General features: G+C 65.5%; 14 protein-coding genes. 9 read left to right on the top strand and 5 right to left on the bottom strand.

Annotated elements, in window-relative coordinates; all coding sequences use genetic code 11:
• The 4 genes from V7053_RS13015 to V7053_RS13030 form a co-directional block, all read right to left on the bottom strand.
• On the bottom strand, window positions 1–1,158 hold a 1,158-nt coding region (locus V7053_RS13015; RefSeq protein ID WP_334172698.1), incomplete at its 3' end, for a sugar transferase.
• Between the two features lie 18 nt (window positions 1,159–1,176).
• Entirely contained in the window at window positions 1,177–2,481 is a 1,305-nt protein-coding gene (locus V7053_RS13020; RefSeq protein ID WP_334172699.1) for a glycosyltransferase family 4 protein, read from the bottom strand.
• Window positions 2,478–3,650 (bottom strand): glycosyltransferase, encoded by a 1,173-nt coding sequence (locus V7053_RS13025; RefSeq protein WP_334172700.1) that lies wholly within the window; start codon window positions 3,648–3,650, stop codon window positions 2,478–2,480. The genes V7053_RS13020 and V7053_RS13025 overlap by 4 nt, the downstream gene beginning before the upstream one ends.
• Entirely contained in the window at window positions 3,647–4,240 is a 594-nt protein-coding gene (locus V7053_RS13030; protein ID WP_334172711.1) for an acetyltransferase, read from the bottom strand. The genes V7053_RS13025 and V7053_RS13030 overlap by 4 nt, the downstream gene beginning before the upstream one ends.
• A 243-nt stretch (window positions 4,241–4,483) precedes the next feature.
• On the opposite strand from V7053_RS13030, the gene gmd reads away from it, so the two are divergent.
• The 6 genes from gmd to V7053_RS13060 all read left to right on the top strand — a co-directional run bounded on the left by gmd (window position 4,484) and on the right by V7053_RS13060 (window position 11,639).
• A complete protein-coding gene (gmd, locus tag V7053_RS13035; RefSeq protein ID WP_334172701.1) occupies window positions 4,484–5,527 on the top strand; it encodes a GDP-mannose 4,6-dehydratase in 1,044 nt (347 codons plus the stop codon).
• Window positions 5,517–6,491: a GDP-L-fucose synthase family protein gene (locus V7053_RS13040; RefSeq protein WP_334172702.1), complete on the top strand. Its 975-nt coding sequence runs from the start codon at window positions 5,517–5,519 to the stop codon at window positions 6,489–6,491. The genes gmd and V7053_RS13040 overlap by 11 nt, the downstream gene beginning before the upstream one ends.
• On the top strand, window positions 6,488–8,314 hold the full coding sequence (locus V7053_RS13045) for a DUF4012 domain-containing protein (protein ID WP_334172703.1): 1,827 nt from the start codon (window positions 6,488–6,490) through the stop codon (window positions 8,312–8,314). The genes V7053_RS13040 and V7053_RS13045 overlap by 4 nt, the downstream gene beginning before the upstream one ends.
• 77 nt (window positions 8,315–8,391) lie before the next feature.
• Window positions 8,392–8,976, top strand: coding sequence for a hypothetical protein (locus V7053_RS13050; protein ID WP_334172704.1), 585 nt, complete (start codon window positions 8,392–8,394; stop codon window positions 8,974–8,976).
• 180 nt (window positions 8,977–9,156) lie between these two features.
• Complete coding sequence (locus tag V7053_RS13055) at window positions 9,157–10,503, top strand: UDP-glucose dehydrogenase family protein (RefSeq protein ID WP_334172705.1); 1,347 nt, start codon at window positions 9,157–9,159, stop codon at window positions 10,501–10,503.
• A 5-nt stretch (window positions 10,504–10,508) separates the two neighbouring features.
• Window positions 10,509–11,639: a glycosyltransferase gene (locus V7053_RS13060; RefSeq protein ID WP_334172706.1), complete on the top strand. Its 1,131-nt coding sequence runs from the start codon at window positions 10,509–10,511 to the stop codon at window positions 11,637–11,639.
• 234 nt (window positions 11,640–11,873) lie between these two features.
• On the opposite strand, the gene V7053_RS13065 is transcribed toward V7053_RS13060, so the two are convergent.
• A complete protein-coding gene (locus V7053_RS13065; protein WP_334172707.1) occupies window positions 11,874–14,264 on the bottom strand; it encodes a hypothetical protein in 2,391 nt (796 codons plus the stop codon).
• A 391-nt stretch (window positions 14,265–14,655) separates the two neighbouring features.
• On the opposite strand from V7053_RS13065, the gene V7053_RS13070 reads away from it, so the two are divergent.
• The 3 genes from V7053_RS13070 to V7053_RS13080 form a co-directional block, all read left to right on the top strand.
• Window positions 14,656–15,453, top strand: coding sequence for an AfsR/SARP family transcriptional regulator (locus V7053_RS13070; protein ID WP_334172708.1), 798 nt, complete (start codon window positions 14,656–14,658; stop codon window positions 15,451–15,453).
• Between the two features lie 245 nt (window positions 15,454–15,698).
• Entirely contained in the window at window positions 15,699–15,968 is a 270-nt protein-coding gene (locus V7053_RS13075) for a helicase associated domain-containing protein (protein ID WP_334172709.1), read from the top strand.
• An 86-nt stretch (window positions 15,969–16,054) separates the two neighbouring features.
• On the top strand, window positions 16,055–17,027 hold a 973-nt coding region (locus V7053_RS13080; protein ID WP_334172710.1), incomplete at its 3' end, for a family 16 glycosylhydrolase.

Genomic DNA, 17,027 nt, shown 5'->3' on the forward strand with positions numbered 1-17,027 from the left:
ACGAGTGATACGGGGGTCCTGCTTCATCTTGAAGAGGAGGCCGGCACCATCGTTGTGCTGCCGGAGCGATTCAATCAGAGACTCTGCGTCCACAACCATCGAACGGAACTTGAACATCTCAAATGGCACACCCGCCCGTCCTACGCGTTGTTGACGGAAGATGGCGGGTCCTTTGCTGTCGACACGGACGAGGAGTGCGACCATTCCCATCGGCAGCGCCAGAAGGACCAAGAGCGTCGCTGACGCGAGGATGTCGAAGCTCCTTTTGATGAGACGCTTTGAGCCTTCGAGCTTCGGTGTCGTCACGTGAATAAGGGGCAACCCGGCGACCGGCTGGGTTTGAATGCGCGGGCCCGCCACATCCGTGAGTGCAGGGGCCATGATCATGCCGATGTTCCTGGCCGCCAACTGCCAGCCCAACTGACGAAGGACCATCGGATCGAAGGCAGCACCGGCTGTGATGGCGACCGCGGTAGCGCCTGAGTCGCGGATCGCCTCGAGCACATCATCGATCCCTTTTCCCTGACCCACAATCGGGAGGCTTCCGGACTCCGTCTGAAGTGATTCCAGAGATGACGGCTCGGGCATGTGGGCTGCCACGGGGAGGTAGCCGGCCTCGGGATGCAGACTCAGCTGCCGGTGGAGATGGCGCGTGGTGTGGGGTCCGCCAATGAGCAGCACGCGCTGGAGGCCCCGCCCTTGTTGACGGCTGGCAACGAGAGTGGCGCGAACGATCCACCGACCCGCGAGGAGACTGACGACACCGAGCGGAAGGGCGATAGCCACATAACCGCGCGCGGTGTCGAGTTGGAACACATACGAGATGATGGCGACGGCCCCGAAAAGCCAGAGCGTGGACGTGATGACACGGCGGTATTCCTCGGGGCCGTATCCCAAGACGCGCTCCTCTCGGCTTCCCCAAGCGCCTAGGACCACCCACCAAATGACGATCAGCAGGACTGAAATGAGGGTGTACGAGGCTTTGTGATTCGCGATGTCGAGCGACTGCTCGTTAGCGCCGAATCGGGCGATCTGAGCTCCAACAGTCGCCCAGATAATGCACAACAAGTCCACGACCAGCATGCGGCGTTGCGCCGCTCCCAAAACTCGGCTTGCTTCTTTCAACCGAGGCTTCGCCTCGCCGCGGATCGTGCTCATACTTCCCCCAAAGCAGATCTAGTTCAGTCGCCGTCGGGCGCCGGTCAAGTCGGCAAGCCAGCGTGAATAGGCTCCTATAGCAGTGGTCTCAGAGAGAACCTTAGAGGCGTAGACGGGTCCCCTGGCACCGAGATCTTGGGCCTCCACCGGGTTGTCACGGAGACGCTCTACGCCCCGCAAAAGGGCCGACGGGCGCTGCGGATCCACCAGAATCCCTGCGCCAGAGGCTCGGATCTCATCTGCGGTCGCACTCTCCGAGTGAGTTGCTGCGACGACGGGGAGGCCAGTTGCGAAATATGAGGTGAGCTTGCTTGGAACACTCATCTCACGGAGTTCCGGACGTTCATTGACGATGAGCACGTCAGCGGCACGTAAGGCCTCCGAGTATTCCCGGTCGCCCAGAGGCTTCAAGAACGACAAGGAACGGATGCCTTCACCAGCAACGTGGAGGGCCTCGCGGCGATTGCCGTCGCCCAAGAGGACGAACTTGACTCTGCTGCCGAAAGCATCGGCAAGGCGTGCCGCTTCCACCACATTCTCAAGCCCCTGCTTCACTCCCATGTTCCCGGCATGGAGCGCGATAGTCTCCTCCGAGGACCATCCGAGGCGAGCACGAACGGCCTCCCGATCGAAGATGGGGTCGTGCTGGATATGTGTCCAGTTGCGTATGACATCCACGTTGTCGCGCGAAACATCAAGTTCGTCGACGACGTAATCACGGAATCGCCCGTGGATCACCGTGACCCCGGTACAGGCCCTCAAGATCCTCGACTCGACCCACTTCATTGCCTTGGTCAGAGAACGGCTGCCGCCGGTCTCCTCCAGCCCACGGCTGTACAGATCCTGAATCCAGATTGCCACCGGAACACCCTTCAGTCGGGCCTTCGCGACTGCGAAAGCCGACGAAAAGAGGCCGGGGCTGACAACGAGGACAACGTCATGCTCACTCCAACGGCGCAGCGCCGTGTGCAGCCCAAAGGTTACCTCCATGAGCAGCCGGTTCACTGTCCGCGGAACGTGGGGCACGGTGTGGCGAAGGCGATTAACCGATACGCCGTTGATTAGCTGTTTCGTCGAGAGGCCGGTGTAGCCGTCAGCGATCCGCCAATTTGGGTAGTGCGGGTACCCCGTCAAGACTTCGACCGTATGGCCGGTCCGCGCAAGACCTTCAGCGAGCTTGGTGGTGTATGGAGCGTTTCCAGTGGGCTCAGGCGCATAGTTGAGGCCGACGACGAGAACAGAGGCCCGTGAGGTGCGGACTGGCTCGGCCCGGCCGGCTACACGGTCCACGGCGTTCGCACGCTGGAATTCCTGGGTTGTCATGCGGAGCTCCCCACTTTGTCCTCGGCGATGGCTGCGGCCAGGTAGATCTCCTCGAGGCGTTCCGCGATGGCCTCCATGGAGAAGGACTCCCTGACGAGTTCGCTGGCATTGCGGCCGCGCGTTCTGCGTTCGGACCCATCCTGAAGCAGGGTGGAGATCGCCCTCGCGACGGAGGCGACTGAGCCGTCGACGATGACGCCTGCCTTCGCTTCCCCCACGGCAGAGGCCAGCCCGCAGTCGTCATTGATGACCACAGGGACCCCCAAGGCCATGGCCTCCAAGACACTCATCGGAAAAGGCTCGTCCTCCGAGGGCAGCACATAAACCGCCGACTGGCGCATCCGCTCCGCAGTCTCGTGCGGTTGGAGCGGCCCCTCGATGCGAATGTGCGTTCCGTCAGGATCGAACCGCCGGGCGAGTTCTCGCACCGACTCCTCTTCGCCCTCGTCGGGGCCGACAACCGAGAATGTGACCCCCGGGAATTGGTCAGCCAACAGATGAGCTGCCTCCACAAAGACCTGGGGTCTCTTTCGCTTGTGGAGCCTCGCCAGGAAGAGAACATCGATCGGCCGGTCGGGGCGCGGTGCGGTCTCCTTGGCAAGCGGAACACCGTTCGGAAGCGCCTGCAGGCGGATACTCCGCCCACCCACCACCTCACGGAGATCCGATGCTTCACGCGGAGTGAGGTGAAGAACTCTCGAAGCAGAGCTCAAAAGGGGCCGCGTCAGAAACCGGTCGAGCGGCCGGGCCAATGGCTTCGACGAGGCGTCGATCATCCCGTGGGTCTGCGCCACGAAGGGCACCCCCATGGCCCGGGCGATCTGCGCCGCGGGCAGAGTCACGAGATCGCGGGCGAGGTGGATGTGGACGACGTCGAAGTCGCGGGCATGCCGGAGGAGATGAGCTGCGAGGCCCCGGGAAGTCAGACCGGCGAAACCAGCACCGGGAACGAGCCGCGTGACGGGGAAAAGGCGAGCCGGGACGCCGTCGTACGTCTCGGGAAGCTGCTCGAAGCCCCGAGCCCCGCCGAGAAGAGTCACCTCGTGCCCGCGCTCCCTCAGCGCCTTGGCCTGATTGGCAGCTACCCTCGCGGGACCGCCGTACGCCCCGTCCGGGCTGAAAAGGGTGACTACGTGCGCGATGCGCAGCGGATTGCTCGACGGCGTCACGGCTGGGATGCCGATTCGAATCGGTAACCGAGAGCCGCGGGGGCGTTGTGGCTTCCCCAGATGGTATTTGCCGGGACCTCGCCGCTGACCACGGTCCCCGGAGTGATCAAAGCTGACCGGCCGATCCGGCTTCCGCCGAGAACGATGCACCTCGTGGTGACCCAGGCGCCTGCCTCGATGTGCACGGGCCGGGTCAGGAGGGCCATGTCCTGACGGTGAGCATGGCTCCCGGTCGTCACGAAGGTCTCCTGGGAGAGGGTGACGTCATGGCCGATGTAGATGTGGTCCTGGTTGTGCAGCCACACTCCTTCGCCGATCCAGCAATCCCGCCCCACATGGAGCTTCCAGGGAAAGCGAACACGGGTTCGGGGGCGAAAGATCACGTCTTCGTCGATCTCCGCTCCAAAGGCCCTCAAGACGGCGGTGCGGAGCCGGGAGCTCAGCTGCCAGGGGTTCGTGACGAAGAGCAGCTCTGCCGCAGCCCACAGGTAGACGACGGCTTTGGGCCGGTCCCAGCTCTCGCCCGCCCCCGGTGCGCGGCGAAGGCTTATGACGGGGACCGAGTCCTCTTTTGACGGGTGACCCTGCACCAATGTCCCCCCTAGGACTGAACTGATCCATCCAAGGTCGCACGTTATCACCGGTGAGGCGGATCGCGTATCTTAGCTTGTCACGAAAGGGTCAGTGGCTCGTGAAGTATGTCTCAGTGCCGTAGCGTTTGATTTTCAGGACAAGTCACGCACTACGTAGGTCTCGTATGATGGCTCTGCCTCAGTGGTTCAGTGACTGGGCGGGCACGGACACGTGTCCCCGAGGGGGAAGGGACATCTGTCATGACAAAGAAGGCTTTCATCACCGGGATCACCGGTCAGGACGGCTCGTATCTCGCCGAGCTGCTGCTCGCGAAGGGCTACGAGGTCCACGGGCTCATCCGCCGCAGCTCGACCTTCAACACGTCGCGCATCGACCATCTCTACGTCGATCCGCACGAAAGCGGCGCGCGCCTCTTCCTCCATTACGGGGACCTGAGCGACGGCGGCCGACTGGTGAGCCTCCTCGCGAACCTGCGTCCCGATGAGGTCTACAACTTGGCCGCCCAGTCGCACGTCAGGGTCTCCTTTGACGAGCCGGAGCACACGGGGGACACCACCGGCATCGGCTCGGTTCGCATGCTGGAGGCCGTTCGTCTCTCTGGAATTCACACCCGCTTCTACCAGGCGTCGTCGTCGGAAATGTTCGGTGCGGCGCCGCCGCCCCAGGACGAAGCGACGCCCTTCCACCCGCGCTCCCCCTACGGGGCAGCCAAGGTCTACAGCTACTGGATCACTCGGAATTACCGCGAGGCCTACGGGATGTTCGCGGTCAACGGCATTCTCTTCAACCACGAGTCGCCCCGCCGCGGTGAGACCTTCGTGACCCGGAAGATCACCCGTGCCGCCGCCGCGATCAAGGCAGGCGCCCAAGACCACCTCTACCTCGGCAATCTCGACGCCGTGCGCGACTGGGGCTACGCCGCCGAATACGTGGAGGGCATGTGGCGGATGCTTCAGGCCGACGAACCCGAGGACTTCGTTCTAGCCACCGGGCAGAGCCGAACCGTGCGCGACTTCCTGGACGTTGCCTTCGGGCACGTCGACCTCGATTGGCAGGACTACGTCCGCTTCGACGAGCGATACCTGCGCCCCTCTGAAGTTGATGCCCTCATCGGGGACGCGAGCAAGGCGCGCGAGAAGCTGGGCTGGGAGCCTTCGGTCGGGCCGGACGAGTTGGCGCGACTCATGGTCGATGCCGACCTCGAAGCGCTCAAATTTCCTCACGGATCGTGGATCGACACCGTCGAGCTCGAGAGCTGGGGAGCAGCAGCCGGTGTCCGCTGAGCTCGAGTTCACGCCTGGTCCACTCGATCGCGACGCGCGCGTCTACGTCGCAGGACACCGCGGCCTCGCCGGCTCCGCCATGTGGCGAAAGCTTGAGGCGGAGGGTTTCTCGAGGCTCATTGGCAGGACGTCGGCCGAGCTTGACCTCAAAGACCGGGCCGCTGTCTTCGAATTCTTCGAGCGGGAGAAGCCTGAGTACGTCTTCCTCGCGGCCGCGAAAGTCGGCGGAATCCTGGCGAACAACACTTATCCCGCTGACTTTCTGAGCGAGAACCTGCAGATTCAGGTGAACGTCATGGATGCTGCGGTGCGCTTCGGCGTGCGACGGCTCCTGTTCCTCGGCTCATCCTGCATCTACCCGAAGTTCGCGCCGCAGCCCATCAACGAGTCGTCCTTGCTCCACGGCGACCTTGAGCCGACCAACGACGCTTATGCCATCGCCAAGATCGCCGGCATCCTCAACGTCCAGGCCGTTCGGCGCCAGCATGGCCTTCCGTGGATCTCGGCCATGCCGACCAATCTCTACGGCCCCGGCGATAATTTCTCCCGCCTCGGATCGCACGTACTGCCGGCGATGATCCGTCGGTACGAGGAAGCGCGCCTCGACGCGTCGCCCACCGTGACGAACTGGGGGACCGGGACGCCGCGGCGGGAATTCCTGCACGTCGACGACCTCGCGTCCGCGCTCCTTCACCTCATGGAGAATTACGACGGCGCGCAGCACGTGAACGTGGGGACCGGCACCGACGTCAGCATCAAGGAGCTGGCCGAAGCAATTGCGGCCACGGTCGGCTATGAGGGGACGTCGGAATGGGACGCCAGCAAGCCCGATGGCACTCCACAGAAACTCTTGGACGTCTCGAAGCTCAACGCGACCGGCTGGTTTCCGACGATCAATCTCGAGCAAGGTCTGAAGTCAACGGTTGAGTGGTTCCGCGAGCACACGGAGGACTTCCGGCAGTGAGCGTCGAACCGGGCGCGCCCGCGGGGCGCCGCCGGGCCGTGCCCCGGCCGCGTCGGCGCAAGCGTGCCTGGCTCCTGACCACGGGGGTGATTCTGCTCCTCCTCGTAGCCTGCTCGATCTGGCTCGGTGTCCGCGGCTATCTCGCCCAGCGGGAAATTGCTCAGTCTGAGGAACTCGCCAAGGTCGTCCAGACCCAGATCGTTGGTGGCCAGACGAGCCAGGCCCGAGACAGCGCGGTGCAGCTCGCTTCGCACATCGATAGGGCGCGCGGGTACGTGGATGATCCCGTGTGGCAGGCTGCCGGGCTGATCCCGGTTCTGGGTACCAACTTCTCGACGATCAATCGGCTCACAGCAATCCTCAGCAACGTCGCCCACGGAGCGGTGCTCCCGCTCTCTGATGTCGCGGCAAACATCAGCCCTTCGACTATCAAGCCCGCTCACGGGGTCATGGACCTGCAGGCGCTCACGGCCGCTCGCCCCGCCGTCGTTCAAGCCAACGGCGTGCTGCAGAACGCCTACTCCGAGGTGAGCGCCATCTCGCCGGGATTCGGCGCACTGCCCCAGCTCACCGACGGCCTCGACAAATTCAAGGCGGTGCTGAGTCAGGCCGCCCAGCAGATTTCGACGGCGGACACTGCCACGAGCGTGCTGCCCGCCATGCTGGGCGACGACGGCCCGAGGACCTACCTCGTGCTGTTCCAGAACAACGCAGAGCTCCGCGCGACCGGTGGAATACCCGGAGCCGCTGCCGAGATCCACGTCGACCACGGACACATCTCGTTTGGGCGTCAGGCCGAGGCCAAGGATCTGGGGCAGTTCCCGCAGCCCGTCCTGCCTCTGGCAGACCAGACCAAGGGGCTGTACGGGCCGATTGTGGGCCAGTATTTCCAGGACGTGAATCTTGCCCCTCAGTTCCCGCTGAGCGCCCGACTCGCGACCGAGATGTGGAAGCAGCACTTCGGGGACCAGACCGATGGCGTCATCTCGCTCGACCCCATCGCACTGAGCTACATCCTCCAGGCGACCGGCCCCGTCCATCTCCCGACAGGGGAGACCATGGACAGCAGCAACGCCGTGAAACTCCTCCTGAGCGACGCGTACGCGAAGTATGGCGCTGTGCAGCAGAAGGACGACTTCTTCTCGACCGCGGCAGCAGCGGTCTTCGCCAAAGTGGTGGCCGGCGGATTCCAGCCGAAGGCCATGCTCGACGGCCTCAATCGCTCGGCCTCCGAGCGCCGCCTGCTCGTATGGAGCCCGAATCAAAAGGAGCAGGACGCGATCGAGGCCGGAAACCTCTCCGGCGGGCTCCCCGTGCAGACCCCTTCGCACGGGGTCTTCGCGGTCTATCTCAACGATGCCACCGGCGCCAAGATGGACTACTACCTTCGCGAGTCCTACGCAGTGGGCGGAGCCATGTGCCGTGCCGACGGAAGGCCGACCTGGCAGCTCGAGGTGACTCTGACGAACACGGCGCCGCCGAACGCCGCTGCCTCGCTCCCTGCGTACGTCACGGGAGGGGGCGTCTACGGCGTGCAGCCCGGATACGTCAAAACGCAGGTCAACGTGTATGCACCGCCTTCGGCCATCTACCTCCGTTCGTCCCAGAACGGGAACAATCTCGACGTTCACCGCGACATGGACTCCGGGTACCCAGTGGCGCAGACCACGCCCGTGCTTTCGCCCGGCCAGACAGTCACTCTGAAGTTTCAATTCCTTGGCGCCCCTCAGGCAGAGACCGTGCCAGGGGTTTTATCGACACCTACTGTTAACAATCCGACGGTGTCCGCGGCGTCACTTTCGTGTCAGGATGAAGTACGCTAACGTGTCCGTAGAGTACTGGTTCGAGAGCTGTCGTAGAACCGATATTCAACAATCAATCAAAGACTGGGGACCTTGCCATGTTGAAAAAAGCCCTCGCAGTACTGTCCTTTGCCGTCCTGGCTTTCGTTGCCGCGCCTAGCGCCGCGAACGCCGCCGGCTACGTTCCGAACAACAACGTCACGGTGACTGGTGATGCGGTGGCCGGTGGCACCGTGACGGTCAACTTCGCGGCCAACTCTTTCGCGGCCAACGAATCGGTGGCGGTTTCGGTCAGCGGCAACACGGCCGTGACGCTCTCCGTGGTGAAGGCCGCCGTTCTCACCTCCTTCACGAAGCAGGCTTCGTCCACTGGGGCGCTCTCGGTCAACGTGACCTTCCCGACGAACGCCTCCGGCACGTACACCTTGACGGCCACCGGGCTGACCTCGGGCAACGTCGGCACTGCATCGATCACGATCGTGCCGGCGGTCAGCGGGAACCTGGCCAACACGGGAACGACCGCAAACACGAGCGGCAACCTTGCAAACACCGGCGGCAACCTGGCCAACACCGGTGCCACACTCCCGATGCTCATGATCTGGATCGGCGCCGGCGCGCTCATCCTCGGCGTCGCGATCGTCGGTACGCTGACGTTCGTTCGCCGCCAGCGGCGCAGCGCCTAACTCGAGAATTCCCCAACGGCCCGGAGCTCAGTGAGCTCCGGGCCGTTGGCCTTAGTCGGAACTACGTCCGGCAGTACCGAGCTGTTATAAAAATCGTTTGTTTTGCAATCGCGGCATCCCCTGGCTTTGACGGTTTTGTGACTACCTTGTCAAGGGTGTCGCCCGGGGGCGGGGGTATCCATGAAGATCAGCGTCATCGGCACAGGCTATTTGGGGGCCACGCACGCCGCATGTCTGGCGGAGCTGGGGCATGACGTTCTCGGACTCGACACCGATCCACTCAAGGTCGCTGCCCTTGCAGAGGGAGAGCTTCCGTTCTTCGAGCCCGGACTCGCTGAGCTCCTCCACCGGCACGTCGCCAGTGGGCGTCTGCGCTTCACCACCTCCTATGAAGAAGTTGGCGCGTGGGCCGAGGTGCACTTCCTCGGGGTCGGCACTCCCCAGCGCCAGGGCGAAGGTTCGGCTGACACGACCTTTGTCGAGGACGCGGTCCGGTCTCTGGCCGAGACGATCACACGGGACGCTCTGATCGTCGGGAAGTCGACGGTTCCGGTCGGAACCGCGCAGCGCCTCGGCGAGATCCTCGCACGCCATCAAGATCCGAGCCTCAAGATCGGTCTCGCCTGGAATCCCGAGTTCCTGCGCGAGGGCTTCGCCGTCCAAGACACCCTGCGCCCGGACCGGATCGTCGTCGGCGTCGACGACGCTGCCAACGCGAGTACGCTGAGGGCTGTCTACTCGGCCGCCGACGAACTCGGGGTCCCCTTCATCATTACCGACTTCGAGACGGCTGAACTCGTGAAGATGGCGGCCAACGCCTTCCTCGCCACTAAGATCAGCTTCATCAACGCGTTCTCAGAAATCACAGAGGCAGTCGGCGGCGATATCCAGACCCTCGCCGCGGGGTTGGGCCTCGACGAACGAATCGGCCCCAAGTTCCTCCGCGCGGGCCTCGGGTTCGGCGGCGGGTGCCTGCCGAAGGACATCCGCGCACTCCAAGCCAGGGCCAGCGAACTCGGTCACGAGCGGAGCATGCGATTCTTGGCCGAGGTTGAGGGCATCAACCTGAGGCGCCGCGAGCGCGCCGTCTTCCTCGCAGCGTCGATGCTCGGCGAACTCCAGGGGAAGAAGGTTGCTGCTCTCGGCGCCGCCTTCAAGCCGGACAGCGATGACGTTCGCGACTCGCCTGCGCTCGACGTCGCCGTCCGCCTCTTCGATGCCGGTGCCGATGTCTCCGTCTACGACCCCAAGGCGAACGCCAATGCCTCGCAACGATTCCCCCGACTCGCGTATGCGGACAGTCTGAGCGACGCCGTCGCGGACGCGGACCTGATTCTTCTCCTCACCGAGTGGGATGAGTTCAGGAGCCTCAGCCCGGACACCCTGGCTGTCCTGACGCCGGCCAGGAAGATTGTGGACGCGCGGAATGTGCTCATCGCCGACCAGTGGACCGCGGCCGGCTGGGATTTCGCAGCCCTCGGCCGCAGGCACACCCCGGTCCCCGACTACGCTCCAGTGAGCGCCTAGATCGCATGGGTCATACCGGCACCAGCCATCGCACCAAGGTGGCGATCGTTCAGCCATATGTTCCGACCTACCGCGTCGCATTCTTCGAGGGACTGCGCGCGCGCCTCGCTGAGCACGGGATCGACCTCACGGTCGTCGCGGACGATCCAGATGGTGCTCAGTCGGGGCGCAACGACGCCGCCGATCTCCCATGGATCGAGCACTTCAGCCAAAGACGCATCCCGGTGGGGAGGCGAACTGTCCGCCTCGGCACGGCGTACGGCTTCTGGAAGGGGTGCGACGCCGTCGTCGTCGGCCACCTCGGTTCGTCGCTGGATTCGAATCTCGCCATTGCGCTCTCGATGTTCAGGAATCTCAGGGTCGGAGTGTGGGGCCACATCGGCTCCTACGTCGGCGACGCCAACCCCGTGGACGCCTGGGTGGAACGTTGGCAGATTCGCCAGGCGGGCCACGTGTTCGCCTACACGGTGGGCGGGGCTCGCCTCGCCGTCGAACTCGGTGCCGACCCAGCCAGAGTGACCGCGGTCATGAACACGATCGATACGACGGCCCTCGATGACGCGGTGGAAAGCGTCGATGACCGTCAGGCCCGGGAACTCCTCGCGGCCGCGGGGGAGATCGACAGGGGCAAGACGTTCGCCTTCATCGGGGGACTCGACGCGAGCAAGCGCATCGGATTCCTCGCGGACGCCTTGGACAGGGTCTGGGACGAAGATCCGACCATACGGGTCCTCGTGGCGGGTCGGGGCGCGGAGGAAGCCCTTCTCCAACGGGCTGCAGATCGGGGGCAAGCCCTCCTCGTCGGCTATGCGGACGCCCGGATCAAGGCGGCCCTCGGCCGTTCAACGCGGGCCGTTCTGATGCCGGGACGAATCGGTCTCATCGCCGTCGACGCGCTGGCGCTCGGGCTGCCGATCCTCTCGACGTCGTGGCGATACCACGCCCCAGAGTCGGAGTACCTCAAGCCGGGGGAGTCGCTGCTGCAGAGCGACGACTCGCCGGAGGCATACGCCCAACTGATCCTCAGCGAGAGCAGGTCCGAGGCGAGGTCCGTGCCCAGGGATTATCCGCGTCTGGACGGGATGATCGCGAATTTTGCATCTGGGGTGTTGTCGCTTCTCGCGGACCGCCACTAGCGTGAATGAGATTGCGCTCCCTCTCCGGGGGTACCGGCCTCGAGTGCGGGAGGTCCCCGCAGCCGGAGAATTTGAGGCCGAACAGCCTTTCGGAGTTCTCCGGCCGATCTATGGGCAGACGACAGCGCCCCATTGACCGGTTGCCATATCAAGAGGAGCCCGCGATCCGTGGATCGTCGGGGCTCCTCCTCTGCGCAATGACGTGACGGGCGCACCGCCTGTGCCGAGCAGGTCCTAAGCGGGCGGCCGAAGTTCCCAGATCGTCACTGTGGGCAGGGTGAGGCGGCGGACGGCTAGGGCGTCGAGCAACGACGTCGCCGGCGGCGTTCCGTTGCCATCAGCTACGAGCCAGCGCACGCCCCTGCTGCCGTAGAGGCCATTGAGCAATGCGGGCGTTGGCTGGACGAACGACGCGGTCTCCTCTGCAAGTCGGGGCGCATCCCAGAACGGCTGATTGGGCCACCACACATCCGCTGTCCACGCTGAATCGAGATTTCGTGGGGCGTAGGCCCAGCCGCCGACGTCGACACTGCGCTGCGAGAGGGCAGCCAACGCGTACCCCTTCGCGGTGCAGGGGGCCGGGAGCTGGGGGCCCGTCTGCGGTTGGAGGCACTGCTGGTTGGATGCAACCACATCCTGGGGTGCGGCATTCGCAGCGAGCCATCTGCCAGCAGCGATCTCGTCCCGCGTCACGTCAGGTGATTCGGTCAGCGCCTGCGTGACGGCAAGAGACGGCGTCGTGGCGGTGTTGGTCAGATACAAGCCGGTGGACAGCAGCCCCGTTCCGATCACCGCCGCGACCAAGCCGACCGGAACGGCGCGCCGCAGGGCCGGGCGGCTCGTCATCCGGAGCGCGAGCACACCGGCGCCAGCGAGCAAAGCGGCGACGACGAGCATCGGACCAGCCCACCAAAGGACCTGCCGCACTGTACTGACGATGGCTGCGGAGGGCGGAGTCCCGCCGTGCTCGCTGATCCACGCTGCCAGAGGTGTCCGCGTCCCTGCGAGAGCGGCGACACCAACGGTGGCCGCGAGCCCGAAGAGGAGACCGACAATCGAAGCCATCCGCCAAGGAGTATCGCGTCGGCGGCCGAGGAATGCGGCAATTCCGGACGCTGAGCCGACAATTCCCACCGGGTAGGCGGCAACGAGGAAGAATTCTTGGGAGAGGCCTGGCTGGCGGAAGGCCACGGCGCCGCCGAAGCCAGCCGCGAGCGTTCCCAGCACAAACCACGAAGCGACATCCCGGCGTCGAGCCATGAGATAGCCCACCCCGATCAACCGGGGCAGGAGCGGCAGCAGCCACAAGGCAAAGGCCGCCACGATGGCGACCATCGGAAGCTGCGGCAGGGAGAGCGAGGACGAGCCGCCGGACGGAGTCGCAAGTCCGGGGAACAGGCCCGCGGCGAGCTGGACAATCGTCCCCCCTGGCGCAAACTGCAGGCCATATCCGGTACCGCCGTAGATGGTGTATTTGGCAGCCAGAAGGATCCCAGTGGTCGCAACACATACAGCGACGGCAGAACCGATCCGGCGTCTGGACCATAACGAGACGAGCACCGCGAAGACCGCGCCGCCGGCGAGCACCGCATCGTCGGCAGACTTGGCCCCCGCGGCGAAGACCAGGAGCGGTATGAGCAGGCGGACAGGGACGGCGTCGTCGTGCGGTCCCTTCCGCAGGAGGGCGATCGCGCAGCCGGCGGCCGCCAAGGTCGCGAGCCAACCGAACACCGTGGTGAGGGATGCCCACCAATAGGTCTGAACGATGGACTGGGAAGTGCCGTCCACGGACCACACCGTGGCGGCCGTATTGCCCACGGCTGTGAGCAGAGCGGCTGCGATCGGCCCAGCCCACACCTTGCCCGAAAGGCGCCGGGCGACCACGGCTGCCAACAGGACGATCGCCGGCAGAAGCGTGGCGGGCGCGAAACGCAGCACCATGTCCCATGGATCCACTCCACTGCCCGTAGACAAGTGCGCCAGGACTGCGTGCCCGAACCAGTGGTACGCGAACGGCTCACCGGACACCGCGGGATAGTGCGGGACTAGGGAATGCTGCATCTGCCCTACGACCGCGAGCTGGAAGAGCACGTCCGGGTAGTAGGCGTGTCCGGCGGGCCCGGGATCGACGGGATTGAGCCGCAGAAAGTCGGTCGTCATCCAGACGACGGCGACGGCGATGGCGGCGATTACCGCCAGGTTCGGCCCGACTCCCCACCCTGGGGCTGGCCGGGCGAGGATCCGGCGTCGGGCCACGGGAACGGCGATCAGCACAGCGGTCGCGGCGGGCCCCCAGAGCCAGGAGGGCGGCGACCACGGCAGGGCGGCGTCGAGCGCCCAGCCGGCCATCGCCACCAGACATCCAGCAGGGACGGCCCACGCGATGTCCTCGATCAGTGGCGCCCGCGCCGGGCGCACAGCCCGAACGAGGGCGAAGCCCGGCAGGAGGACGGCCAGCGCGCACGCCACAACCCAGCGTGCGGTGTCCCCAGCCGGCGAACCCGTCGTGATCAACGCGACGGCCCAGCCGCAGGCGAGCAGGGCCCAGGCCGTGGGAACGAGGTACCTGGCGCGCCGTGACGTACCGTGCAATGGGTCGAGGACTGTCTCGGCAGTCACCAACACCTGACCATCCCCGAACATCTTCGGTTATTCCATCCTCTGCACTAATCGACCCATCGAAGGCCAATCCCAAACACACCCCATTGCAGCGAGGCACAACCTCCCGAGCATATCGGGGCCAGTCCGGTGGGTTTGACGGCGGCAGGAACATGTCGCCGACCAGGCCGGGCACACGCCGTCGTGCGCCGCCCACAACGCGGCCGGCTCCGCGGTCGAAGGGCTCGGGGCCATCCCCTTTTCGAGTAGCCGCCCGTGCTCGTCGCTCCCCTTCTGAGTACCGTCGATGGCCCTGCCTGAGTGGACCCCCGCGCGAGGACGGGTAGCGGCCACTCGGGACAGAACCGGCGGTCTCGTCTGTACTGGTGTGTGAGTCCGCCATTGCAGGAGGAAGACCATGCTCCACATCAACGCCGTGCACCGCTGGGAGGTCCAGCTGCTGCGGCAATGGGAACTCTTCTGCGACGGCGCAGAGGTGCCCGTCGGCGGGTTCGGAAGGCGCGTCGTCGCGGGGGTGACGTTGGCCGGGCCCGCCTCCGTCGAAGTCATTGCCCAACTCCTCCTGCCCGGCCGGGCACCGGAGGAGTCCACGGAAAGACTCAAGGCGGAGGTGCTCAGGCTCAGGGATGAGATGCCCGGCCTTCTCGAGGACGACGTCGATCAGCTCGCCCTTTCGCCCGACGTATGGGTGGATCTCAAGGAGCTGCTGCGGACGGCCGACTGCCAGGCCGCGATCGTGCACGCCGGGTCTGAGCTCATCGGCGAGCTCAGGGACGCCGAACTCCTCCCTGGCTGGGCCGAAGGCTGGGCCTTCTACTACCGGGAATGGGTGCGCCTCTTCCGCATGGCCACCCTCGAAGCCATCGCCCGCCACAGCCTGCGACTCGACGACCCCGGGACGGCCGCCGCCGCCGCGCGCAGCTCGGCGGCGATCGAGCCACTCCGCGAGTCCTCCCACGCCCTGCTGATCCGGGCCCTGGTCCTCGCGGGGGACCTGCGGGAGGCCTTTTCCGTCCACGAGGGATTCCGCCGTCGGCTGCTGGAGCAGAGAGGGACCGAGCCGAGCGCTGCCCTCACCAGCGCGCTCGGCCTGCCGCCGGGCGGCGCGAGGACCCGCGGGCGCCTGCGCCCGTTCGGCGTCGATGCCACCGAAGCCGCACAACAACAGAAGGAGGCAGTTGAGCATGGCCCTTGATTGCAGATCGATCGTGGACCCGAGGAAGAGCCGATGAGCGGCCTTGAAGCACCCGAAACCGGTGCGGGCTCTCGGCATGGCGGCAGCGGAACCTGGTGGACGGGCTGCATGAAATTCTTCCGCCGCTTGAGCCACCACCCCCGCCACTCAGCCGGAACAGGCCCCGTCTCGGCCGGCGAAATGGCCGCGGGGGGCGAATAGGAGTCCCTACACCTGCAAGCGTGGTTTCGCATGGGGGATAGAAGATGGACGAAGCGATGAGGCAGAGCCTCGCGAGGCAGATCACCGGCCTCCCCGAGCCCAAGCAGCCAGAGGACCAGTTCGCTCGGATCCTCAGGGCGCTCGCCGACTTCCGGGAACGCCACGGTCGCGTCCCGGACCGGAACGCCGAGGAGGCGTCCGAGTCGTGGCTCGGTTCCTGGCTGGAGGCCCAGAGGTCAGCCGAACGCAGAGGGGATCTGCCGCGGACGCGAAGCCAGCAGCTTGAGGATGTCCTCGGAGCTGACTGGGCCTAGAACCCTGTCCATCGGACCCCGCGGTTGCGCGGCACGCCCGCACGGCAATACCGGGGTACTGGGGCACGCCCATATACGCTCGCCCCATGCTACGGAGATGGGCCGCGGTAGCGGCCGTCGGAGGCACCTTGCTGCTCTCGGGCTGGCCATTTCCCGGCCAGCCGGCAGAGGCGAATGCCGCGCCGAAAGCGACGCTGGCGTCCGACGGTACCCAGGCCGCGGTGACGCAGGGCTGGGGACCGGTAGTGGCCGGCGACGAGTTCAACACCGGCACAGCGCCAGACCCGAACCTGTGGGAAGTGTACGACTCGGCCGGCAATGCGGGGCAGGGAGTGCGCTCCCCGTCGGCGGTCACGGTCGCCAACGGCATGCTCACCATCTCGGGGGACGCCTACGGGACCACCGGCGGCCTTGCCGCCAAATTCGCCCGGCAGCAGTACGGGCGGTGGGAAGCCAGGATGCGGACCTCCGCGCGGGATCCCAAGTACCACCCCGTCATGATTCTCTGGCCGGACTCGAACAACTCGCCCACCTGCGCGGAGACCGACTACGCCGAGGGCAACAGCGACACGACCAGCATCAAATTCTTCCTGCACTACGGCTGCTCGGGGAGCGGCACCCAGACGTTCGCAGACAAGGTTCTGGACACCACCCAGTGGCACAACTACGCGGTGGACTGGTCCCCGGCCGGAGTGATCGGCTACGTCGACGGCGTGGAGTGGTTCCGCGACTCCAATCCCGCCCACATCCCGGCCGAGTCGATGCACCAGACGCTGCAGCTGGACTGGTTCCCCAACGGAACGCCCACGACTCCGACCCAGATGAACGTCGACTGGGTCCGGGTCTACGCGGCGGCAGCCGCACCAGTCCAGGCCATGGACGCGAAGGCCGCGCTGTGGGGCCTCGGGGCCGCCACGAGTGCGGTCACGCCGATCCGCAACGGCGGCTTCTACTGCAATTTCCAGTACGGCGCCGTCATCGCGGCTCCGTCTCACAGTGTGTTCGTCTCCCACGGGGCGATCCGCGGTGAGTGGGCGGGGCTCGGCTTCGAGAACGGCG

This window comes from Sinomonas sp. (assembly GCF_036848755.1).
Classification (GTDB): domain Bacteria; phylum Actinomycetota; class Actinomycetes; order Actinomycetales; family Micrococcaceae; genus Sinomonas.